General features: G+C 43.4%; 16 protein-coding genes and 1 pseudogene. 15 read left to right on the top strand and 2 right to left on the bottom strand.

Annotation, left to right across the window (positions count from 1 at the left end):
* Positions 1-300 precede the first annotated feature (300 nt).
* A complete protein-coding gene (locus tag NZ043_RS14175) occupies positions 301-3,783 on the top strand; it encodes a glycoside hydrolase family 2 TIM barrel-domain containing protein (RefSeq protein ID WP_339312335.1) in 3,483 nt (1,160 codons plus the stop codon).
* A gap of 108 nt (positions 3,784-3,891) precedes the next feature.
* Here the strand turns inward: NZ043_RS14175 and NZ043_RS14180 are convergent, their stop codons facing one another.
* Complete coding sequence (locus NZ043_RS14180) at positions 3,892-4,341, bottom strand: hypothetical protein (RefSeq protein ID WP_133386524.1); 450 nt, start codon at positions 4,339-4,341, stop codon at positions 3,892-3,894.
* Between the two features lie 166 nt (positions 4,342-4,507).
* Here NZ043_RS14180 and NZ043_RS14185 point away from each other — a divergent pair, with 166 nt between their 5' ends.
* The 10 genes and pseudogenes from NZ043_RS14185 to NZ043_RS14230 all read left to right on the top strand — a co-directional run bounded on the left by NZ043_RS14185 (position 4,508) and on the right by NZ043_RS14230 (position 11,736).
* Positions 4,508-4,990: a DUF4362 domain-containing protein gene (locus NZ043_RS14185; protein WP_133386525.1), complete on the top strand. Its 483-nt coding sequence runs from the start codon at positions 4,508-4,510 to the stop codon at positions 4,988-4,990.
* Positions 4,991-5,080: 90 nt separating this feature from the next.
* Positions 5,081-5,218, top strand: a pseudogene (locus NZ043_RS14190) (cation:dicarboxylase symporter family transporter); the annotation flags it as partial.
* Positions 5,219-5,315: 97 nt separating this feature from the next.
* Complete coding sequence (locus NZ043_RS14195; RefSeq protein ID WP_339312339.1) at positions 5,316-5,660, top strand: PadR family transcriptional regulator; 345 nt, start codon at positions 5,316-5,318, stop codon at positions 5,658-5,660.
* Complete coding sequence (locus NZ043_RS14200; RefSeq protein WP_133386527.1) at positions 5,647-6,537, top strand: permease prefix domain 1-containing protein; 891 nt, start codon at positions 5,647-5,649, stop codon at positions 6,535-6,537. The genes NZ043_RS14195 and NZ043_RS14200 overlap by 14 nt, the downstream gene beginning before the upstream one ends.
* A gap of 354 nt (positions 6,538-6,891) precedes the next feature.
* On the top strand, positions 6,892-7,722 hold the full coding sequence (locus NZ043_RS14205; RefSeq protein WP_133386528.1) for a DUF4183 domain-containing protein: 831 nt from the start codon (positions 6,892-6,894) through the stop codon (positions 7,720-7,722).
* An 82-nt stretch (positions 7,723-7,804) separates the two neighbouring features.
* Positions 7,805-8,089, top strand: a complete 285-nt coding sequence (locus NZ043_RS14210; protein ID WP_091034485.1) for a DUF4183 domain-containing protein — start codon at positions 7,805-7,807, stop codon at positions 8,087-8,089.
* 256 nt (positions 8,090-8,345) lie between these two features.
* Positions 8,346-9,539 carry a WXG100 family type VII secretion target gene (locus NZ043_RS14215; protein WP_165980345.1) on the top strand — a complete coding sequence of 398 codons (1,194 nt, stop codon included), beginning with the start codon at positions 8,346-8,348 and terminating at the stop codon, positions 9,537-9,539.
* Positions 9,536-10,021 carry a hypothetical protein gene (locus NZ043_RS14220; RefSeq protein ID WP_133386530.1) on the top strand — a complete coding sequence of 162 codons (486 nt, stop codon included), beginning with the start codon at positions 9,536-9,538 and terminating at the stop codon, positions 10,019-10,021. Before NZ043_RS14215 ends, NZ043_RS14220 begins: the two co-directional genes overlap by 4 nt.
* A 479-nt stretch (positions 10,022-10,500) precedes the next feature.
* Entirely contained in the window at positions 10,501-10,983 is a 483-nt protein-coding gene (locus NZ043_RS14225) for a hypothetical protein (protein ID WP_133386531.1), read from the top strand.
* Between the two features lie 264 nt (positions 10,984-11,247).
* Positions 11,248-11,736, top strand: coding sequence for a hypothetical protein (locus tag NZ043_RS14230; protein WP_133386532.1), 489 nt, complete (start codon positions 11,248-11,250; stop codon positions 11,734-11,736).
* Positions 11,737-12,068: 332 nt separating this feature from the next.
* Here NZ043_RS14230 and NZ043_RS14235 read toward each other — a convergent pair whose 3' ends face one another.
* A complete protein-coding gene (locus NZ043_RS14235; RefSeq protein WP_339312343.1) occupies positions 12,069-12,488 on the bottom strand; it encodes a hypothetical protein in 420 nt (139 codons plus the stop codon).
* A 499-nt stretch (positions 12,489-12,987) separates the two neighbouring features.
* On the opposite strand from NZ043_RS14235, the gene NZ043_RS14240 reads away from it, so the two are divergent.
* The 4 genes from NZ043_RS14240 (at position 12,988) to NZ043_RS14255 (ending at position 18,655) form a co-directional block, all read left to right on the top strand.
* A complete protein-coding gene (locus tag NZ043_RS14240) occupies positions 12,988-14,199 on the top strand; it encodes a WXG100 family type VII secretion target (RefSeq protein ID WP_133386534.1) in 1,212 nt (403 codons plus the stop codon).
* Positions 14,199-14,696, top strand: a complete 498-nt coding sequence (locus NZ043_RS14245) for a hypothetical protein (protein WP_133386535.1) — start codon at positions 14,199-14,201, stop codon at positions 14,694-14,696. The genes NZ043_RS14240 and NZ043_RS14245 overlap by 1 nt, the downstream gene beginning before the upstream one ends.
* 83 nt (positions 14,697-14,779) lie before the next feature.
* Positions 14,780-15,256 carry a hypothetical protein gene (locus NZ043_RS14250; RefSeq protein WP_133386536.1) on the top strand — a complete coding sequence of 159 codons (477 nt, stop codon included), beginning with the start codon at positions 14,780-14,782 and terminating at the stop codon, positions 15,254-15,256.
* Between the two features lie 261 nt (positions 15,257-15,517).
* Positions 15,518-18,655, top strand: a complete 3,138-nt coding sequence (locus tag NZ043_RS14255) for a DEAD/DEAH box helicase (RefSeq protein ID WP_133386537.1) — start codon at positions 15,518-15,520, stop codon at positions 18,653-18,655.
* Positions 18,656-18,946 lie beyond the last annotated feature (291 nt).

An 18,946-nucleotide genomic window follows, 5' to 3' on the forward strand; every position in this document is an offset into this window, starting at 1 on the left:
TGGTGTAGGAGTGTATAGAGAAGAAGTGGCGTGCTAAAGGATCGATATAGAAGGTGACCCGTTTGACGGGTTGCCTTTTTGGTTTGTTGTCATCGAAAGTTACAATGCTTGGAGGGAATAAAACGTTCATCATTATGGCTAAAAAATCTTGTGAAAAGGAGTTACAGGGAAGAGACTGATGGTATAATCGGGTTATGTGTTATAGTCATACTTAAGTATTACCGAAAAGGTTTTCGGAAAAAGCGATATCTGCTGTTGTAACCGCAATCATAATTTACTTCAAGAAAGTGAGAATCTACCATGAATCAGAAGAGACTTTTTAATGATGGATGGCAATTTGCGAAAAGTAAGCTGGATGTTACGGAACCTGCGGGTCTGGTGTTCGAACCTGTGGAGCTTCCCCATGATTGGCTGATATATAATACGCTTGAACTGTATGAGGACAGCATTGGATGGTACCGTAAGACGTTCCATTACACGAAGGATGAGCAGCAGCTTTTACTTTGTTTTGATGGCGTATACATGGATTCTTCCGTGTATGTAAATGGGCAGCTGGTTGGGGAGTGGAAGTATGGCTATTCTGCTTTTGAACATGAGATCACGAATGCACTGGTGGAAGGCGACAATGAGATTGTTGTCAAAGTGGTGCATCAGAGCCCGAACAGCAGATGGTATTCCGGGGCCGGAATCTATCGCCATGTTTGGCTGAAGGCGAGAGACCGCAACCATATTGTTACGGATGGAATCTATGTATCCATTAATCAGCAGCCGAATGGCTGGCAGGTGGAAGTGGATACGGAGCTGAACCTGGAACAGAATCAGCAAGCAGAGCTGGTGCATACGATCCGGTATGAAGGTCAGATGGTGGCATCCAGCCAAGCGAATGTTACGGCTTCGGTGGGTGAGAATGTGGTGGTATCGGCAGATAGCCAACAGATCATTGTGGAGAGTCCAAACTTGTGGAGCCCGGATGCACCGCATCTGTATGAACTGGTGACGGAGCTGCGATTGACCTCGGATGATCAGGAAGAACGGACAGTTGAATCGGTATCACAGCGTATTGGATTCCGGGATATCAAGCTGGATGCCAATGAAGGGTTCCACCTGAACGGAGTTAAGATGAAGCTGAACGGCGTGTGTGAACACCATGATCTCGGGGCACTGGGAGCTGCGTTTAACCTGACGGCATTGCGTAGAAGATTCGTTTTGCTCAAAGAAATGGGTGTTAACGCCATCCGCACCGCGCATAATATGCCTGCCAAAGAGTTCATGGAACTTGCGGATGAGATGGGTATGCTGATTGTGTCTGAAGCTTTTGATATGTGGGAACGTGCCAAAACGCCATACGATTATGCGAGATTTTTCCCAGAGTGGGTGCATACGGATGTGAAGAGCTGGGTGAAACGCGACCGTAACCATGCCAGTCTGATCATGTGGAGTATTGGGAACGAAATCTATGATACCCATGCGGATGAGCGTGGACAGGAAGTAACTCGGATGCTGATGGATTATGTGCTGGAATTTGATCCAAAAGGTAATGCTGGCGTGACAATTGGTTCGAACTACATGCCTTGGGAAAATGCACAAAAATGTGCAGATATCGTGAAGCTGGCAGGGTACAACTACGCGGAAAAATATTACGACAAACATCATGAAGAGCATCCTGACTGGATTATCTATGGTAGTGAGACGTCTTCGGTGGTGCAGAGTCGTGGGATATATCATTTCCCATTCGAACAGCCGATTCTGGCAGATGATGATGAGCAGTGCTCGGCTTTGGGTAACAGTACGACCAGTTGGGGCGCGAAGTCGGCAGAATACTGCATTCTGGCAGAGCGGGATACACCGTATTCGCTGGGTCAGTTCCTGTGGACCGGATTCGATTATATCGGAGAGCCGACACCGTATCATACGAAGAATTCGTATTTTGGACAGCTGGATACAGCAACGTTCCCGAAAGACTCTTATTACATCTACCAAGCGGCTTGGACGGATTATAAGAAAAGTCCGATGGTTCACCTGTTCCCTTATTGGGATTTCAGTCCGGGTCAGATCATTGATGTACGTGTGTGCAGCAACGCGCCGAAGATTGAACTGCAACTCAACGACAAAACCATTGGCACGTACGATATCGATCATGCCAATGGAACACAGCTGTCTGGCTGGTGGAAAGTGCCTTACGAAGAGGGCGAGCTGAAAGCGATCGCTTATGATGAGAACGGTGAGATCATTGCAACCGATGTGCAAAGATCCTATACGGATGCGAAGAAAATTCGTCTGCAAGCGGATCGGGAGCAGTTACAAGCGAATGGCACAGACCTGATTTTTGTAGAAATTGATGTTGAAGATGAAACGGGTAATCCAGTTCACAATGCAAACAACCGCGTACAAGTTCAGGTGACGGGTGCAGGAAGATTGCTGGGTCTGGATAACGGGGACAGCACCGACTATGATCCATACAAAGGATTGAGTAGAAGACTGTTCAGCGGCAAACTGATGGCGATTATCGGAGCAACAAATGAACCTGGAACGGTCCGAATTGAAGTTTCTTCCGAAGGGTTGGAAGGGGCTCTAGCTGAGTTTGAATCGCGTATTGTGGATGCGGAACTGGTTGATGAGAAGCAAGTGCAAACTGTCTTCATGAACAATGAACAACGTCCGGTGCTGACGGGGAACGCTCAGGAGATTCCTTTGCGCAAAATCGAGATCATCAGTAAAGCAGGACAGTTGCTCGATCCGTCCAACCCGGAGTTTATTGTAACCGCCAAGCTGTATCCAGAGAACACTTCCTATCGCGACATCGAGTGGGCTGTTGTAAATGATGCGGGGATTGAGTCCAACATTGCCAAAGTGGAAGCTGTTCAAGCGGAAGCGGGCGATAATGTTGAGCACCAACATGCGGTAAAGGTATCGGCTATAGGTGACGGGGAGTTCCGACTTCGCGCAACCAGTACTAATGGTACGGATAAAACCAAACTTATCTCCCAGCTGGAGTTCAAGGCGGACGGTCTCGGCACAGCTTACAAAGATCCATACGGCTTCATCACGGGCGGACTGTACGATTACACCAAAGGTGAGGTTGGTAACGGTAATGAGCGTGGGGTAGCGACAAGTCGCGACGGGGAAACGCACGTAGGCTTCCGTAATATTGACTTCGGACCGTACGGCTCCGATACGATTACCATTCCGATCTTTACGTTGTCCACTGAGGATTACTTCATTCAGATCTGGGAAGGTATGCCGGATGAAGAGGGAAGTACGATGATCGCAGATGTGGTGTATGACAAAGAGTCCATTTGGAATGTGTACCAAGAAGAGATATACCAATTATCCAAACGTCTTAGCGGAATTACATCGATCTGTTTTGTACTGAAGCAGAAGATTCATATTAAAGGGTTCTCCTTCGAACGTCAGAGTCGGGCCTTTGAAAAGAATGCGGCTGCATCCTGTGATCATCTCTACGGAGATACGTTCGAAATTGAAGCTGATCGAGTAGAAGGTATCGGAAACAATGTATCGCTGGAGTTTGAAAACATGGATTTTACGACAGAAGGCACATCGAAGCTCGTCATTTATGGTCATTCACCGATTGATAAAAATACCATTCATATTCGCTTCGCAGGTGCGGACGGACAGAGCAACCAGTTGGTTGAGTTCACGCAGTCGGGTGGGTATGAAGAGCGGGTGTTTGAGCTTGAGCAAGTGACAGGTGTGCAGAAAGTAAGCTTTATCTTCCTGCCAGGCAGTCAGTTTGACTTTGGCTGGTTCCGATTCGAGAAATAAGTGTGATGGAAATATAAAACCCCTTCAAGCAGGCATCGGTTCATGGCAACGTGAATCTGAATCGCTTGCGTGAAGGGTTTTTCTTGTATGTAGGTGTGAGAGTAAGCATCAATGAAACTGCTCTGCTTCAACTGAGAGATCTAAGTGATGACCTATTCTGCTATAGATGTACAACTTAATATCGGTGTCTTGTAATGCAAGCAGATTGATCGTTTTATCACTATTTCTGCTGATAGATGTTTCCATAGGTTCACTTACTTCATTTACATACATCTTCACATATACTGTGTGGTTGCTGTTGTTCTCAATCGATATGTTGGCATTTGTTCCATTGGAAGCAGCCATTGTGAAGCTACCGTTGTATGCGGAACGACCTTCATGTTGAGTTGGAGCAATGAGCAGAACAGGTGTAGATGTTAGGGATGAGCGCTCCATTTCATGGGCTAATCCGGTTGACTGCCTCTCGTTTGTTGAAGCTAGAGCCGCTGTACTTGCTGAAAGGGTGGATATTAGTACAGATAGAGCCAGTGCTACACCGAGCATTGTTTTTAACGTCATTAAATAAACCTCCTGCTGAATGATAAAATACATTTCCGTTCCTGTTACCTATATTTCTATGATTCTAAACGTTCGGGACAACGAGGGAGTTACAGATAAATGACAAAATAAGCATAATCATGCAAAAAAGGATAAGATTGAAATGTTTCATAGATGAGGTGATGGAATGAGAAAAAATATGCTTATCCTATCGTTAGCTTTAATGCTGTTAATGCTGTTAACTGCCTGTCAGGCAAATGATCCAACAACGGATGCTTCCGGAATTACGCAAGCTTTTCCAGAAATTATCGAGCCGCATAATCCAGAGCAAGCGGAGAAAAGCGGGGATGTGGTTGTGCTTCATGGAGGCATACGGAACGAAGATAAGTGGAACACATTTATGAAGAATGTGGAGAAAAAACAGCAGGATCAGGTTCGTGTAACGATGTATACCATTGAAGGTGGGCCCATTATCCAGGAATTGATCTATAATGGTACAGCTATTCAATCGACTTACGATAACTCAAGGGATGCCTATGGCTCCAAACAGGAAGTGAAGACCGACATCTGCAAAGGGATCGGTACAATGAAGAGTGAGCAAGGAAGTATTTTTTACGTGTTAACTGGTTGTGAGCAGGAAGAGAACCCTTTTTCGATGCCTAAGTTGTAAATGAGCCTTCCGGGCCATGGTATATACGATTGGCAATCGGCTTAGGCTCACTGTTCTCTATCGGTAAAATGATGGGTTCGGTCTACCTGAGCCGCGATGTTCATGGCTCAGGCATATGGGGTGGAGTTGACCATTACCCAAGTGGTGCTGCTCGGTGTAATGATGCTGACCTTAAAAGGTGCTGCCGGAGTTACCGGTTCCGGGTACGTGTCGTTGCTTGCAACGCTGAATGAGATTTATTGTGAGACCATCGGCTCCATGACATTGCTTTTTACAATATTTGTTTGTTATGCTTGACTACATAGAAATGCATAGTAGGTGGTGTGTGAAGCTGAGAAACGAAATGATTAAAGGATACATCGATGGAATTGTACTGTCTGTACTGAATAAGCAGGATGCATACGGATACGAAATATCCAGAACGGTGAATGACGAGACCAATGGTCAGTTTGATCTAAAAGAAGGAACGCTGTATCCTGCACTGAAACGTATGGAGGCTAACGGGTACATTGAGGGTTATTGGGGAGAGCAAATTAATGGACCACGGCGGCGATATTACCGAATCACCCCGGATGGCCAAACTCAGCTCAACACATTGAAGACATCATGGACGGAGAACATTAAGATTATCGATATATTCTTGGGAGGGGATCTGCATGGAAGTCATTGAACATTATTTGGATCAAGTACTTCGATTTACGTTTTTAACGAAGAGGGAAAAGTCTGAGTGGAGAGAAGAAATGGCTGCGCATCTCTATTCCTCGGTGGATCATCTAAAGCGCCAGGGGCTGGGAGAGGCAAAGGCCATCGAACGTTCCATTCAACAATTTGGCTCTATCTCAGAACTGCGCAGAACGGTAACCAAAGAAACGTATGGATTCAATAGGAGAACGATTTTTGGCAGTGCCTTGGCTGGTTTGATTCTGTTCATTGTGACACTGGCGGGTGGACTAATCGCGAATCGATATGGTGTGCATAATCGGTATATCGAATTAATGCCTATTTTTTGGATTACGGTATGTGCACTAGGTACCTGTCTTGTGTTTACGCGCAAACGTGTGGATCGCCTTTGCCTGTTATCTGTGCCCCTGTTATTCACTTTAGGGTATCTGCAAGCGTATTTTCAGGTGATGTATCATAATTGGGGTGAAGGACTTACGTTTAATATGTTTGAAAAGTTATTTTTTAGTGGCGTGCTCCATACGTCTGGTGGATTGGAGTTAACCTTGATCGCCTCTATGTTCTTGGGTGCACAGGCACTCATTATGTTCGTGATAAGTAAAAATAAGTATATATCCATTCTTCCTTTTGCCTTTTCCATCATGTATACCTTTGTTCATATGCTGATGTTTAGTCTCTATTATGTATTTTTCGCCTCAGAGCAGTTCAGTTCCGCGGTGACTCAGGGGGACAGTGTTTTCCTGAATGGGAATATGCAGCGAGTGGTGGAGATGGGGATGAGTTTGACCATGGCAGTAGCGTTATTTGTAATATTCCAAGGTTGGAGCTATTGGACGGCAAAAAGGAAGTTAAGCTCCGCTTCATAAGGGTATTCAGCTTCCCTTCATAATTAGACAATGAAGGTATATGGGCAAGGCAAAGGACTAATGGCAGGGGCTGATGTCTTTTGAGCTAATGGGCTTCCCTCATAGTTATTCGCACACTCTCCTCACGTGCCACGGACATATACATAGGGCATACACACTGTGTGCATCGGCCTAAGGAGAGTGACTATTTTGAAGAATCTGAACAAGAGGACAGCTACCCTCAACAAGTTAAGGCCCAGACGTGCTAGATTGAAATACAAAAACAAATTTCCTCGAAAACGGAAATGCTATAAGATTCGTAAAGTTTGCCGAAGAAAGTACCGCTCCCTGAAGCGTCCATTAAGATCACAGAAAATGGCCCGTGACAAAAAAGTCATTGCGTTACCGAGAGGGATGGGCAGCAACCCGGTATGTTGTGAGCCCGGCCCCATGCTCGCTCCGTTGAGACAACATGAATTGAAGACTGTGAGTCTCCCTGGCACGCAAGGTGTTGCAGGTGCCCAAGGCCCCGCCGGATCTCACGGCGAGCAGGGTCAACCGGGAGTTCCGGGAGTGCAAGGCCCCGTTGGCCCTCAAGGTGAGCCGGGTCAACCGGGGCTTCCCGGAGCGCAAGGCCCCGCAGGCCCTCAGGGTGAGCCGGGACAACCGGGAATTCCCGGAGCCCAGGGCCCCGCAGGCCCTCAAGGTGAGCCGGGTCAGGCGGGGCTTCCCGGAGCGCAAGGCCCCGCTGGTTCTCAGGGTGAGCCGGGTCAACCGGGAGTTCCCGGAGCACAAGGTCCAGCTGGCCCTCAGGGTGAGCCAGGTCAACCGGGAACTCCCGGAGTCCAAGGACCAACGGGTCCCCCAGGTGAGCAAGGTCCGCCGGGCACCGTACCCGGAATTGAAATCATTCCTACGGCAAACCGCTACTTCTATTTTCCGGACACCGATCTGGATTTGTCGGCCTCAGTTACAATTCCTGCCACAGCTTTCACAAATGACGATGGCGGCAGTATAACCGAATTTGCCGGAATTGGACTTAACAGTTTTAACAATCTATATATCAACGGGATCGTCCAACAAGGAAACTCATACGATGTAAGTGCTGAGAGGTTGTTTTTTTCGTCACAAAACGGTGTGATCTTTGCAGGGACACCTATTACTATAGAGATAATTATAATAACAGCCAATATAATAAATGGTTGAAATTGGTTTTAGTTGCTGGTTCCTTTGCCTTCACTACTCCCAAACCTACCACATATACTATGTTAGGTAGGAGGTGAGAAACATGCCACTTGTGACACCCTTTCAGAATAGTTTGAGATTTGCTGCAACCATTGGTGATGGAACTGGCACTGGAGCAACGTTTGCGATTGCCGCGACAGCTTTTACAAACGACGCTGGTGTAGCTGCAACCGCATTCCCAGGCACCTACAACTACTACAATCTTTATATTAATGGCCTTATGCAAACAGCAGATACGTCCTCGGCTACGACTACTACAATTACAATTCCCGGTGGAGATGCATTAAATGATGGGACTCCAATTGTCGTACAATTTGTAGTGTCTTAAAGAAGATTTAATCATGTTGCATCGTTATCTTGTGCGACTTCTATCTGTGATAGAAGTCGTTCTTTTTGTACAAGATACCCAGTCGACTCAACGGTATTCATTCGTGCATTAATATGCAAAAATGGTTACCCAAGGATGTTGCTCTACTACCGTATAACCTCTGAGGAAATGATCCTTCCGTTTGATTCCAATCCTCCTTCTCACTTGTTAAAATTTAGGTACATAAACTATGGTCAGGTTGGCGGGTGATAAGGAAATGCAGCGAATCGAGGTACATCCCGATCTATTGGAGGAAAAGGCCCGGTTGGTCCAGCAGAAGAAACAGGAACTGGAGCGAATGGTCTGGGAACTGGAGAAATCGATCTATATGTTGCAATCCGATTGGTCGGGTGTGACAGGAGAGCGTTTCTTCTGGGATTTTATGCAGGTGAAAGAAGTGTTCCCGACTACACTCGGGCTGTTGGACGAAATCCAGAAAGAGTTTACGTTTATCGCGAGGAACTTCAAAACAACGGACGGCTCAGGCGAGGTTGCGCTGTACATTCCAGAAGAACTGAAGCCAAGCTTCGGCACCGGACTGGTCGATAAAGCAATTGGTGACACCGTTACGGGACTTGGTGAGATGGCAGAAGCGTTCATTTATAATCCGTTTAGTACATTAACCAGTCTGGCCTATGCCATGACTATGGGTAAGGTAGTTGACGTTGGACGTGGCATTGGATTCGCATGGGATGCGGCCTGGGGCACGGGAACGGCAAGGTCTGACATCGAGCAGTTTATGGATGAGCAGAAGAAGCAGCTCGATGAGGATAAGTCGGGTTATTATAAAGGTGCCATGGTAGGCCAGGCTTTCTCTTATTTTCTCTTTGGCAGAGCCTTGCACTCGAAGGATCACCATGAATCGGGTGGAGCAGTGGAAGGTAAGAAGGAGAAGAGTGAGGGAAATAGTCTGAATCATGATGGAAGGCTAAGAACGGAAGGCACTAAAACCACATACACAAATTTATTCGGGAATGAAATATCTTGGACAAATCAAGGTCCTAAGGATATAGATGCAATTATTGAGAAGAATTTAAGAAGCTTAAAAACTGGCGATATTTTAGAGGGGCGAGTGGCAGAGATAATAAAAGAGACAGGTAGATTACAAGGTACAGGTATAGAATTGAAATTGCAAAATAAGTTGAAAGCAGGCGATATCGATATTCTAACAGACTCGCATATTATTGAGGTCAAGAAGTCTTTAAGTGCCTTAGATGAAAAGCAACTGGATAAGTTGATCAATCCATCAAATAAAAATTATTTTAACTATGACAATCGAGAAGTTATTTATTACATTGAAGATGTAACTGTGAAAAATAAAACTCAGTCTGATTTAGTTGAAAAGTTAAAAGATCAGAATATAAAATTAATTAGCTCATTAGACGAATTGAAGGAGGTTATAAGTAAATGAGTTCAGTAATCATTCTAAAAAAAATCTCAAATTATTCTCCGGAGCAGACTCTTGAGAACTTTAAGCATGCAGCACAGAGAGCGAATATGTATTGTTTTCATTTAACAGTTGATTATGATACAGATAACAAATTTCAATCTGCAGAAGGCACACTATCTGAAGTGGATGAAGAGACCCTATCAAATACTGATGATGAAGAAACTATTAGGTACTTCACTTATAACGTGAATAAAGTTGTCGAAAATTCATATGATAGTTTTACGTGGCTCACCCAATCAACAGATTACTTTTGGGCAGTGGATGTTGTAAATATTAATCATGAATATGAATTTATTTATAGGTTTGTAGTAGAGTATTTTCAAGATAACACGGAAGATTACTTATGGTTTGATGATGCTGAGTGGTATTACACAGCTGACGATATCTTGAGATTAAGTCAAAGGCCGTACAACCCAAAGTGGTGTAGCGAAAAGATTGTATAAGTTATGAGGGTGGAGGATTATTCTAGTGCATTAGAATTCAAGGTGGTTCTACTCAACTACTTAGAATGGAGAATGGTCTGTTGACGGTCAATTATCAGTTGAATGAATATCAAACTACCTATCTAACTTCAAGCCTTCTTCTTCTACTTGACCGTCCTTATATTGAAAAGGAGCTATTCAGCTAAAAAAAGCAGCATGTAAATGAAATAATGATACTACTTAAAGGCACTTCTACCATACAAACGTAGAGGTGCTTCTTACTATATAAGACCCGGATGGGGACTGTCTACCAGAGTTGAATGATAAACCAATATTACTGCGCAAAAATAGTGTAATAACTGTGGATGATAAAAAGCTAAATGGATCAGTTGAATTTCCTTTTCATGGATTAGGATTAAATTATCAGGTTGGAGATATAATCTAGGTGATACTCAGAAGTTCGCGTGGACTACAAAGTCGGGTTTGGGGAAGATAAATAAATGGATTACGAATTATTTCTACGAACTAATTTGGATATTAATTCTTTAGGGGAACTGTTAGAAAGATATACCACTGAATTTGTTAATGGATCGGTTCCATTTAATAATAACGATGAAGAAATAGTAATTGGTTCTGATTTTTTCTCATTGACTCTTGAGATTGAGGATATTTCCGATATCGCTTTTGTTAAAAAGCATTATAACTTAGATGTTAATGTATGTATTAGGGTCCGATTGTATGGGAGCACTTTTTATAAAGGTATTGAGAACCTATTTAAAGTCATAGGGAAGCTCATAAGACATATTAACGGAAATCTATTATTCTTAGAAGATGGTTCAGCTCAGTTACTTAGAATGGAAAGTGGTCAGTTGATGGTTAATAATTCTTTAGATGAATATCAAACAAAGTATTTAACTACAAGTTTACTTCGTTTTCTTGATTGCTCTTATATTGAAAGAGAATTACCAAATCAACAACCCTAAGTAATAATGACTATGTTTCTTGCTTCTCCAGGTTTCAACTTGCCCTGTAAATAAGAGTTTGCGTAGTAATATTATAAAAAGGAGTTAATTCATTGTTGATAATTGAGTTAACTCTTTTTAGGACGAGATGATACATATGAACAAAGTATATTATAACGTTCTGCCGAGTTATGCCGTGCCCCGCTCTCTCGAAAGTAAAAGCTAATGTTTTGGAAGATCGTGGGCATGATTCGTTCATGTTATAAAATGTTGAGGTGAAACAGAATGTTATTGGAAAATGCAGTATCCAAATTAAATAGTATAAATTGGGGCTCAGTAGGTTCTGTTATCTCTGAGGAGGATACTAACCTCGGCTATGAATTTCTCAGAAGAATGGCTCAGTTTTATAAAGCGGAGCAGCTGAAGCCTATGCCGCCTGCATTTACAAATGTAGCGAAACTGCTAGGAGATCAAGAAGAGGAATTAGATATTTCAGCTTATTGTAGTTCAGAGGCTGTTGCTTATTTGAATCAAAACTCATATGTGAAAAGAATAATTAAATACTATCTACAGTTGGCGAAGTACGTGGAGAATACCTCGGGCATTAGTCAATATCTAAACATATATGAACCGTTAATTAAACTTTTTGAACGGGGCGGCTCTTTTAGCATCAAACCACTCTCTCTAGAAATTATAAAAGTCTCACATTTCCCACTAAACAATTGGTATGAAAAATTTGTTGAGAAAGATCCGATTGATATCAATAATCTGTAGATCATATTTAATGTAATTGTATTCATACAAACAGCACTCTTACCAAATTACAGTAGAGGTCCGTTTGTATGAAATAGTAGGAGGAGTTTAGATGGCAACTGACTGCTTCTTGAAATGTGAAGAAGTTATGGTGACTAAAGAAACTCTCAAGTGTCCGATGACAAGAACATAATCGCTTAGAAAGTCGCCTATATGGCGGCTTTTTTTGATTTATGTATCGATAAAACAAGAGAGCTTTAATACAAATAATAGAAGGTCGACAAAATCTGAAACATAAACCCAAAAGACCCACCTCTGTAGAAGCAGGTGGATCTCCAATCTACTGATTATGATTAATGCTTTTTATAATGTTTATAATGTTTATAATGCTTAGAGTGCTTAGAGTGCTTGCCGAAACTTTTCTTAGCCAATTCTGTAGGTGAAAAGCGATGAGCTGCAACCAGTCGGCCAGTTGCATTTTTACCCCATCCTGACACAAGGACATGTTTGCTGTTTGTAGTATACTCAACTTCAAATTGAACCAAATTAGCAACATTCAGAACCCGGAAGCTAGAAGAGCCTGGTGCAAGAGTGAAAGTAAATGTGCTAACCAGAGCTTTTGCTCCATTCAAACGGAATAATCGAACACGTACCGTAGCATTGCTGCTTCCATTATTAACTGCCTTCGCGAAAAAAGTTCTGGACTCACCGGGAACTGTCGTCAAATTAATAGCATTTTCAACTGGACCAGTAGAATATTTTACTAGTGTCATAAATATCAACCTCCTATAAGTGATAGTTTATGTTATGTTATTAAATTCATTTTGATTGGGTTCATAGGAGAACAAAAAGAAATGGCCTTCTGCTGTATCTTCATCTCCTCGCTACACGAGTAGTGAATGTCATATAACTAACGGGCAGAGTGCTGGAACAGCTAATCGTTGCATACCCATCCTCCCGTTTGTCTTTTCTACCTTGTATACATTGGTTCATATGATGAAGTTCAGTCTCTTATTATGGGTGTATTAGTGCTTGTGTTATTGACGTTATGAGGGAAATGGATTGCAAGGAGGAAGTTGAATTCGGCTTCATAGACGTGGTATTCAAGCGATGCTGAACATGCACTAATGCGCAAAATAGCTGCCTAAGGGATGTTGCCCAACGACCGGATAACCTCTGAGGAAATGATCCTTCCGTTTGATTCCAATCCTCCTTCTCACTTGTTAAAATTTAGGTACATAAACTACGGTCAGGTTGGCGGGTGATAAGGAAATGCAGCGAATCGAGGTACATCCCGATCTATTGGAGGAAAAGGCCCAGTTGGTCCAGCAGAAGAAACAGGAACTGGAGCGAATGGTCTGGGAACTGGAGAAATCGATCTATATGTTGCAATCCGATTGGTCGGGTGTGACAGGAGAGCGTTTCTTCTGGGATTTTATGCAGGTGAAAGAAGTGTTCCCGACTACACTCGGGCTGTTGGACGAAATCCAGAAAGAGTTTACGTTTATCGCGAGGAACTTCAAAACAACGGACGGCTCAGGCGAGGTTGCGCTGTACATTCCAGAGGAACTAAAGCGAAATTTCGCTGTAGGGCTGCTTGATAAATCAGTAGGAGAAACAATAACGGGAATGGGGCAGACGGCAGAAGCTTTCTTCGAGAACCCATTCAGTACATTAAGCAGTGTGGCATATGCCATGACAGTGGGCAAAGTTGTAGACGTTGGGCGTGGTATTCAGTTTGCATGGGATACCGCTTGGGGTACGGGAACGGCGAGGTCTGATATAGAGCAATTTGTAGAAGAGCAGAAGAAGCAGATCGATGAGAGTGGAGCAGGGTATTACGGTGGAGCGATGACGGGACAGGCCTTGGCGTATGTTTTGTTTGGCAAAGCATTTCGTTCGATGGATGATAAACATAGTGATCTGGGTGGATCTGGTGGAGGTAAGCCGGAGGTTGGGAAAGGAAATGAGGGGGCAGGACAAGCTTCGAATGTCGGTAGTATAGTTAAGGATGGAAATAAAACAAAATATACGAATACGGCAAATAATGAATTAACTTGGGTTGATCAGCATCCCAAGAATATTAATCGTGATATTGATAGCTTTTTAGATAGCTTGGATGTTGGCAAGGCTACTGAAGCAAAAGTTGCTGACTTCGTAAGAAAAGAGCAGGAGGTCACGGGTTTTGGGCAAAAAGTTCTAAAGGAAAATGGCGAAGCTGCTGGAGATTTAGATGTAGTGACAAAAAATGCAATAATTGAGGTCAAAGCATCAATTAAGGCAGTAAAAGAAGATCAGTTTAATAAATTGACAAATGAAAACCACGATTTCTTTTTTAATCCAGAACAAAAGAAGGTAATCCTTTACATTGATAAGCCATTGACAAATTTGAGACCAGAGAATGCCAAAATGCTAGAAGACATTAGAAAGCAAGGAGTAACAATTGTTAACTCATTAGAAGAGCTAAAGGGGATAATAAATTAATGGGAACTTCAGCATATATCTTAATGGATCACAGAAAATATACAACTGAAAAACTATTGGCTGATTCAATAGTTGCAGCATTTAATGCTGATGCAATGCTCAACTTTTACAACAGTAAAAATTATTCAATGGATGGTCAATTTCTATCTACTACAATGAATATTAGTCATAAATTGGTTAAAGAAAACGGATGTTCATTTATATATTACGTAGATGCAACAGATAATCCGAGTATAGAATTTTACTATAATGAGGATGTTGGATTAGAACAAAATAGAAAAATTTGCAAAGTTGGTTGCATTGAGGAAATATACGGCGTTCAAGAACTTATTTTTAATTTTATTTACGAATATCTCAAGCTAAACCCCGAAGATTATTTTTGGGTCACAGATTATGATTGGGTCTACAGTTGGGAAGATATGAAGAAATTAAAATCGTTACCGTATCACCCAGATTGGTGCTATAAGAACCCAAAGCTTGATTCAAATGAAACGTAACAAACAAAGTTAAGATTAAAGTTATATAGTCATTTCTACCAGACGAAAAGTAGAGTTGCTTGAACTAAAAGGTAGGTTAAACAATGAATAAAGATTTTCTTTACACTAAGCCCTATGTTCCGGGGATAATAGACGATACACCAGTGGACCTCGAATCGTGGTTTCTAGATGATTCAAGAGAGAGGATGGAAGAGAAATTAAGAAATATTTCTCTGAATGACCTAATCATTGAGTTAATTAATATATTTAAAGACGGAGATCCGAATTATCAAGTTCTCTTAGGGTTATTAGGAGAAAAAGTGGTTAAGGAGGCTAGAGAAGACAAGATTGTCTATTGTCTAGGTGATATTTTGCGTGCTGACGACGATATAAAGAGAATTGAGATTGAAATTGATGAGGGTCTGAATATAAAGAAAATGAATATTTTTGTTATTCCAGCCGAGCTTTTGGTACTTCAAAAGGAGATAACTAACCTGTGTGTTGATATTCAAACTCAAAAAACAAGCAATTACTTATCAATCTCTATTAAAGATAAGATGATAACCTTATTTTCAATTTAAGAGAGAAGACTGTCATACTAACTTATAATTCTAATTGATACAGTGAAAAGATGGTATGAGTTGCACATATCTATGCATGATTTAAAGTCATATCATTAAGCACTTCTACCAGACCATAAGTAGAGGTGCTTTTTCTATGAAATCAAAACAACTAATGAAATCTTCCACAGGTTGGTCGATAATATAGAAGAAGCAATTTTCAGCTAAGCATATACATAGAGAACGATCCACAACCATCCTACACCCACACGAGGTACATTCATGAAACAAGGCATATATGAACAGCTTATTAACACAATCACCAGACAGGAGATTTCGGCACTGGACCCGGATGTGTATAACATTGGGACCGAGAAGTTGGATGCAGAGGAAGCGCGCAAGCTGCTGTCCACGTATTTGGCGGCGGTGACCCGGCGAGCGCTCAAGATTGTAAGGGAACAGACGGAAGATAAGACAGCAGTGTTGGCGCAGATCCGAACGTGTAATGAGATTATTGCTACGCTGAAAGGCACGCTGGGGGAAGAAGAATACAACGAATTGCAACTGGACGAGCAGGGGGAAGTGTTGACTCATGTGTATTCCAAACTGAACAGCATTCGTGCGGTCCGGGATACCAAAATCGTTCGTCCAGATACGCCCATCTCCCAAAGCTCTTTATTCACAGGTGCAAAGTCCGAGCCGAGTATGTTATTGGAGTTGCAAAAGGAGATCGTGACCGCCGACCGGATCGACTGGTTGGTGTCATTTATCAAATTTAGCGGGCTTCGCCTGCTGCTGGAACAGCTTCAACAGTTCACGGCTAGTGGAGGGAAGCTGCGGATCATCACAACTACATACATGGAAGCAACCGACTTTAAGGCCATCACTGAACTTAGCAAACTGCCCAACACGGAAATCCAGATTTCCTATGATACCAAAGTGACTCGGCTGCACGCCAAAACGTACATTTTCCACCGTGATACTGGCTTCACTACAGCCTATGTCGGCTCCTCTAACCTGTCCAACCCGGCGCTGACCAGTGGTATGGAGTGGAACCTCAAGGTGACAGAGAAAGATTCACTCGATGTGTTGCGCAAGATTGAAGCGACCTTTGAGAGCTACTGGAATGACCGTGAATTTACGCGATATGTAGCTGAGGATGAAGGGCATGAGGCACAGTTGAAGGCGGCTCTGAATCGCAAAAAAGATCAGACTAACCACTTTTACCTCGACATCCAGCCTTATGATTATCAAAAGGAAGTGCTGGAACAGCTTCACGCCGAGCGTACGCTGTATGGACGAACCCGCAATCTGATCGTTGCCGCCACTGGCGTTGGCAAAACGGTCATTTCTGCCTTCGACTACAAGCGATTTCGGGCAAGCCATGCGGGAGCCAAGCTTCTTTTTGTCGCACATCGGGAAGAAATTTTGAAGCAAAGCCGTGACACGTTCCGGTATATCCTGAAGGATATGAACTTTGGTGAGCTGCATGTCGGGAATCACCGAGCGGAGGCGCTGGATCACCTGTTTGTTAGTATTCAGAGTCTTAACTCCATTAAGCTGACGGAGATCACTAGCCCTGATTATTACGATTACATCATTGTGGATGAATTCCACCATGCCGCTGCCCCTTCGTACCAGAAGCTGTTGTCCCACTACGAACCTAAGATTTTGCTAGGACTTACTGCAACACCGGAACGGATGGATGGCAAAGACATTACCGCCTACTTCGATCATACGATTGCCGCCGAGATCCGTCTAACCGATGCCATTGACCGGAAACTACTGAGTCCGTTTCAATATTTTGGCGTCACCGATACTGTCGATCTATCTCAGGTGAAGTGGTCGCGTAAAGGCTACGATTTGAACGAACTGGAGAAGCTCTATACCCATAACAAAATCCGTGCCAACCAGATCATTCAAAGTCTGAACAAATACGTAACCGATCTGGATGATGTGAAGGGGCTTGGTTTCTGCGTAGGGGTGGATCATGCGATGTATATGGCAAAAATATTTAACGAAGCTGGCATTCCATCCATGGCCCTACATGGCGGGTCGAGCGAACAGGAACGTCATTCTGCGAAAGGACAGCTGGTGAACGGGGAACTGCGCATGATCTTTGTCGTTGATCTGTACAATGAGGGCGTGGATATCCCTGAGGTGAACACCATCCTGTTCCTACGTCCTACTGAAAGTCTGACCGTATTCCTGCAACAGCTTGGCCGTGGACTACGGATTGCGGAGGGCAAAGAGTGCCTGACCGTGCTGGATTTCATCGGACAAGCGCATCAGGAGTACAGGTTCCAAGATAAATTCCGCGCCCTGATCGGCGCCACCAAACATTCCATCTCATACTACGTGGAGAACGGCTTTTCGAACCTGCCACGCGGCACGTTCATTCAATTGGAAAAGCAAGCGAAGGAATACATTATGCGCAACCTCAAGCAGATGAGTCGTAATCGCAGAGCGTTGATCCAGAAGCTGCAAACGTTCCAGCAAGACACCGGACTGCCGCTGACACTGGCTCATTTTGTAGAGCATCACGGGATGACACTATATGAATTGTATGGTGGACGTACGGGCAAAAGGTATTTCCGCGGTATGTTGGCCGAAGCCGGATTAACAGCACCCATCGAAGATGAACACGAGGAGTATATCCGCCGACTACCGTCTGTGCTGACGATTAACTCCCGAAGCTGGCTGATGTTCCTGATCGACTTTATTGAAAAAGGCCAAGAACCGACTACCGCCGATGAACAGCGCATGTTGATTATGTTCTATTACACCTTCCATCGGGCTGCGCCTGAGAAACTAGGACTGAGCAGCATCGAAGAGGGTGTGCAGCGTGTGTTGTCTTGTGAGGCATTCCGAGCAGAGCTTGTGGATATTTTCAAATATAATTGGGCTCATCTGCGATTTGTGGATAAAAGTAATTCGTTCACGTACACTTGTCCACTGGATATCCACTGTATGTACTCCATAGACCAAGTGCTTGCCGCCTTTGGTTATTGGAATGCCCAGCAATCGCCCGCCTTCCGCGAAGGTGTGAAGTATTTTGCCGATGAACAGACGGATATCTTCTTCATTACATTGAACAAATCGGACAAAGATTTCTCACCCTCAACGTTGTACGAGGATTATGCGATCAACGAACACCTATTCCACTGGCAAACTCAGAGCCGGGTGTCGGAGCATACGGCTACCGCGCAGCGGTATATCCATCATCGAGAGACGGGCAACCGGATCGCGCTGTTCGTGCGGGAGTATAAGGAGGAACATAACTATACGTCTCCATTTGTCTTCCTGGGTGAAGCGGATTATGTGAGTCACGAGGGGAACAAACCGATGAGCTTTGTATGGCGACTGCGGGAAGAGATGCCTGCGAAGATGGTGGCGGTGGCGAATAAGTGTATTGTTTGAATTAGCACTATAAAGAAATCGGACATCTTAAGCAGGCTTTTTGTTCTAATCATATTCAAACATGCGTAGGTCGCTTGGAAATAATACCTATAAATCTTAATTTTGTACCTTAAGAACCATAAGTGTGGTATATTTATCCTATAAATAGTCATTTATTGTAGATTAGTGCTTCGCATTATTGCATGTATGAATTATTTCATTTTTAACTTTATGTATGCGGGACCAAAGCATGGTCTATTACACAGTAAACAGCGTATGATGACAGACATGGTTCCTATAGGAGAACTATGT

Source organism: Paenibacillus sp. FSL k6-2145 (assembly GCF_037976585.1).
Taxonomy (GTDB): Bacteria; Bacillota; Bacilli; order Paenibacillales; family Paenibacillaceae; genus Paenibacillus.

Coding starts and splice junctions, on each gene's coding strand:
- NZ043_RS14220 (WP_133386530.1), top strand. CDS start 9,536: ATGAGTTCAGTAATCATTCTAAAAAAAATCTCAAATTATTCTCCGGAG.
- NZ043_RS14175 (WP_339312335.1), top strand. CDS start 301: ATGAATCAGAAGAGACTTTTTAATGATGGATGGCAATTTGCGAAAAGT.
- NZ043_RS14180 (WP_133386524.1), bottom strand. CDS start 4,341: ATGACGTTAAAAACAATGCTCGGTGTAGCACTGGCTCTATCTGTACTA.
- NZ043_RS14210 (WP_091034485.1), top strand. CDS start 7,805: ATGCCACTTGTGACACCCTTTCAGAATAGTTTGAGATTTGCTGCAACC.
- NZ043_RS14225 (WP_133386531.1), top strand. CDS start 10,501: ATGGATTACGAATTATTTCTACGAACTAATTTGGATATTAATTCTTTA.
- NZ043_RS14255 (WP_133386537.1), top strand. CDS start 15,518: ATGAAACAAGGCATATATGAACAGCTTATTAACACAATCACCAGACAG.
- NZ043_RS14230 (WP_133386532.1), top strand. CDS start 11,248: ATGTTATTGGAAAATGCAGTATCCAAATTAAATAGTATAAATTGGGGC.
- NZ043_RS14235 (WP_339312343.1), bottom strand. CDS start 12,488: ATGACACTAGTAAAATATTCTACTGGTCCAGTTGAAAATGCTATTAAT.
- NZ043_RS14245 (WP_133386535.1), top strand. CDS start 14,199: ATGGGAACTTCAGCATATATCTTAATGGATCACAGAAAATATACAACT.
- NZ043_RS14240 (WP_133386534.1), top strand. CDS start 12,988: ATGCAGCGAATCGAGGTACATCCCGATCTATTGGAGGAAAAGGCCCAG.
- NZ043_RS14250 (WP_133386536.1), top strand. CDS start 14,780: ATGAATAAAGATTTTCTTTACACTAAGCCCTATGTTCCGGGGATAATA.
- NZ043_RS14205 (WP_133386528.1), top strand. CDS start 6,892: ATGGCCCGTGACAAAAAAGTCATTGCGTTACCGAGAGGGATGGGCAGC.
- NZ043_RS14185 (WP_133386525.1), top strand. CDS start 4,508: ATGAGAAAAAATATGCTTATCCTATCGTTAGCTTTAATGCTGTTAATG.
- NZ043_RS14215 (WP_165980345.1), top strand. CDS start 8,346: ATGCAGCGAATCGAGGTACATCCCGATCTATTGGAGGAAAAGGCCCGG.
- NZ043_RS14200 (WP_133386527.1), top strand. CDS start 5,647: ATGGAAGTCATTGAACATTATTTGGATCAAGTACTTCGATTTACGTTT.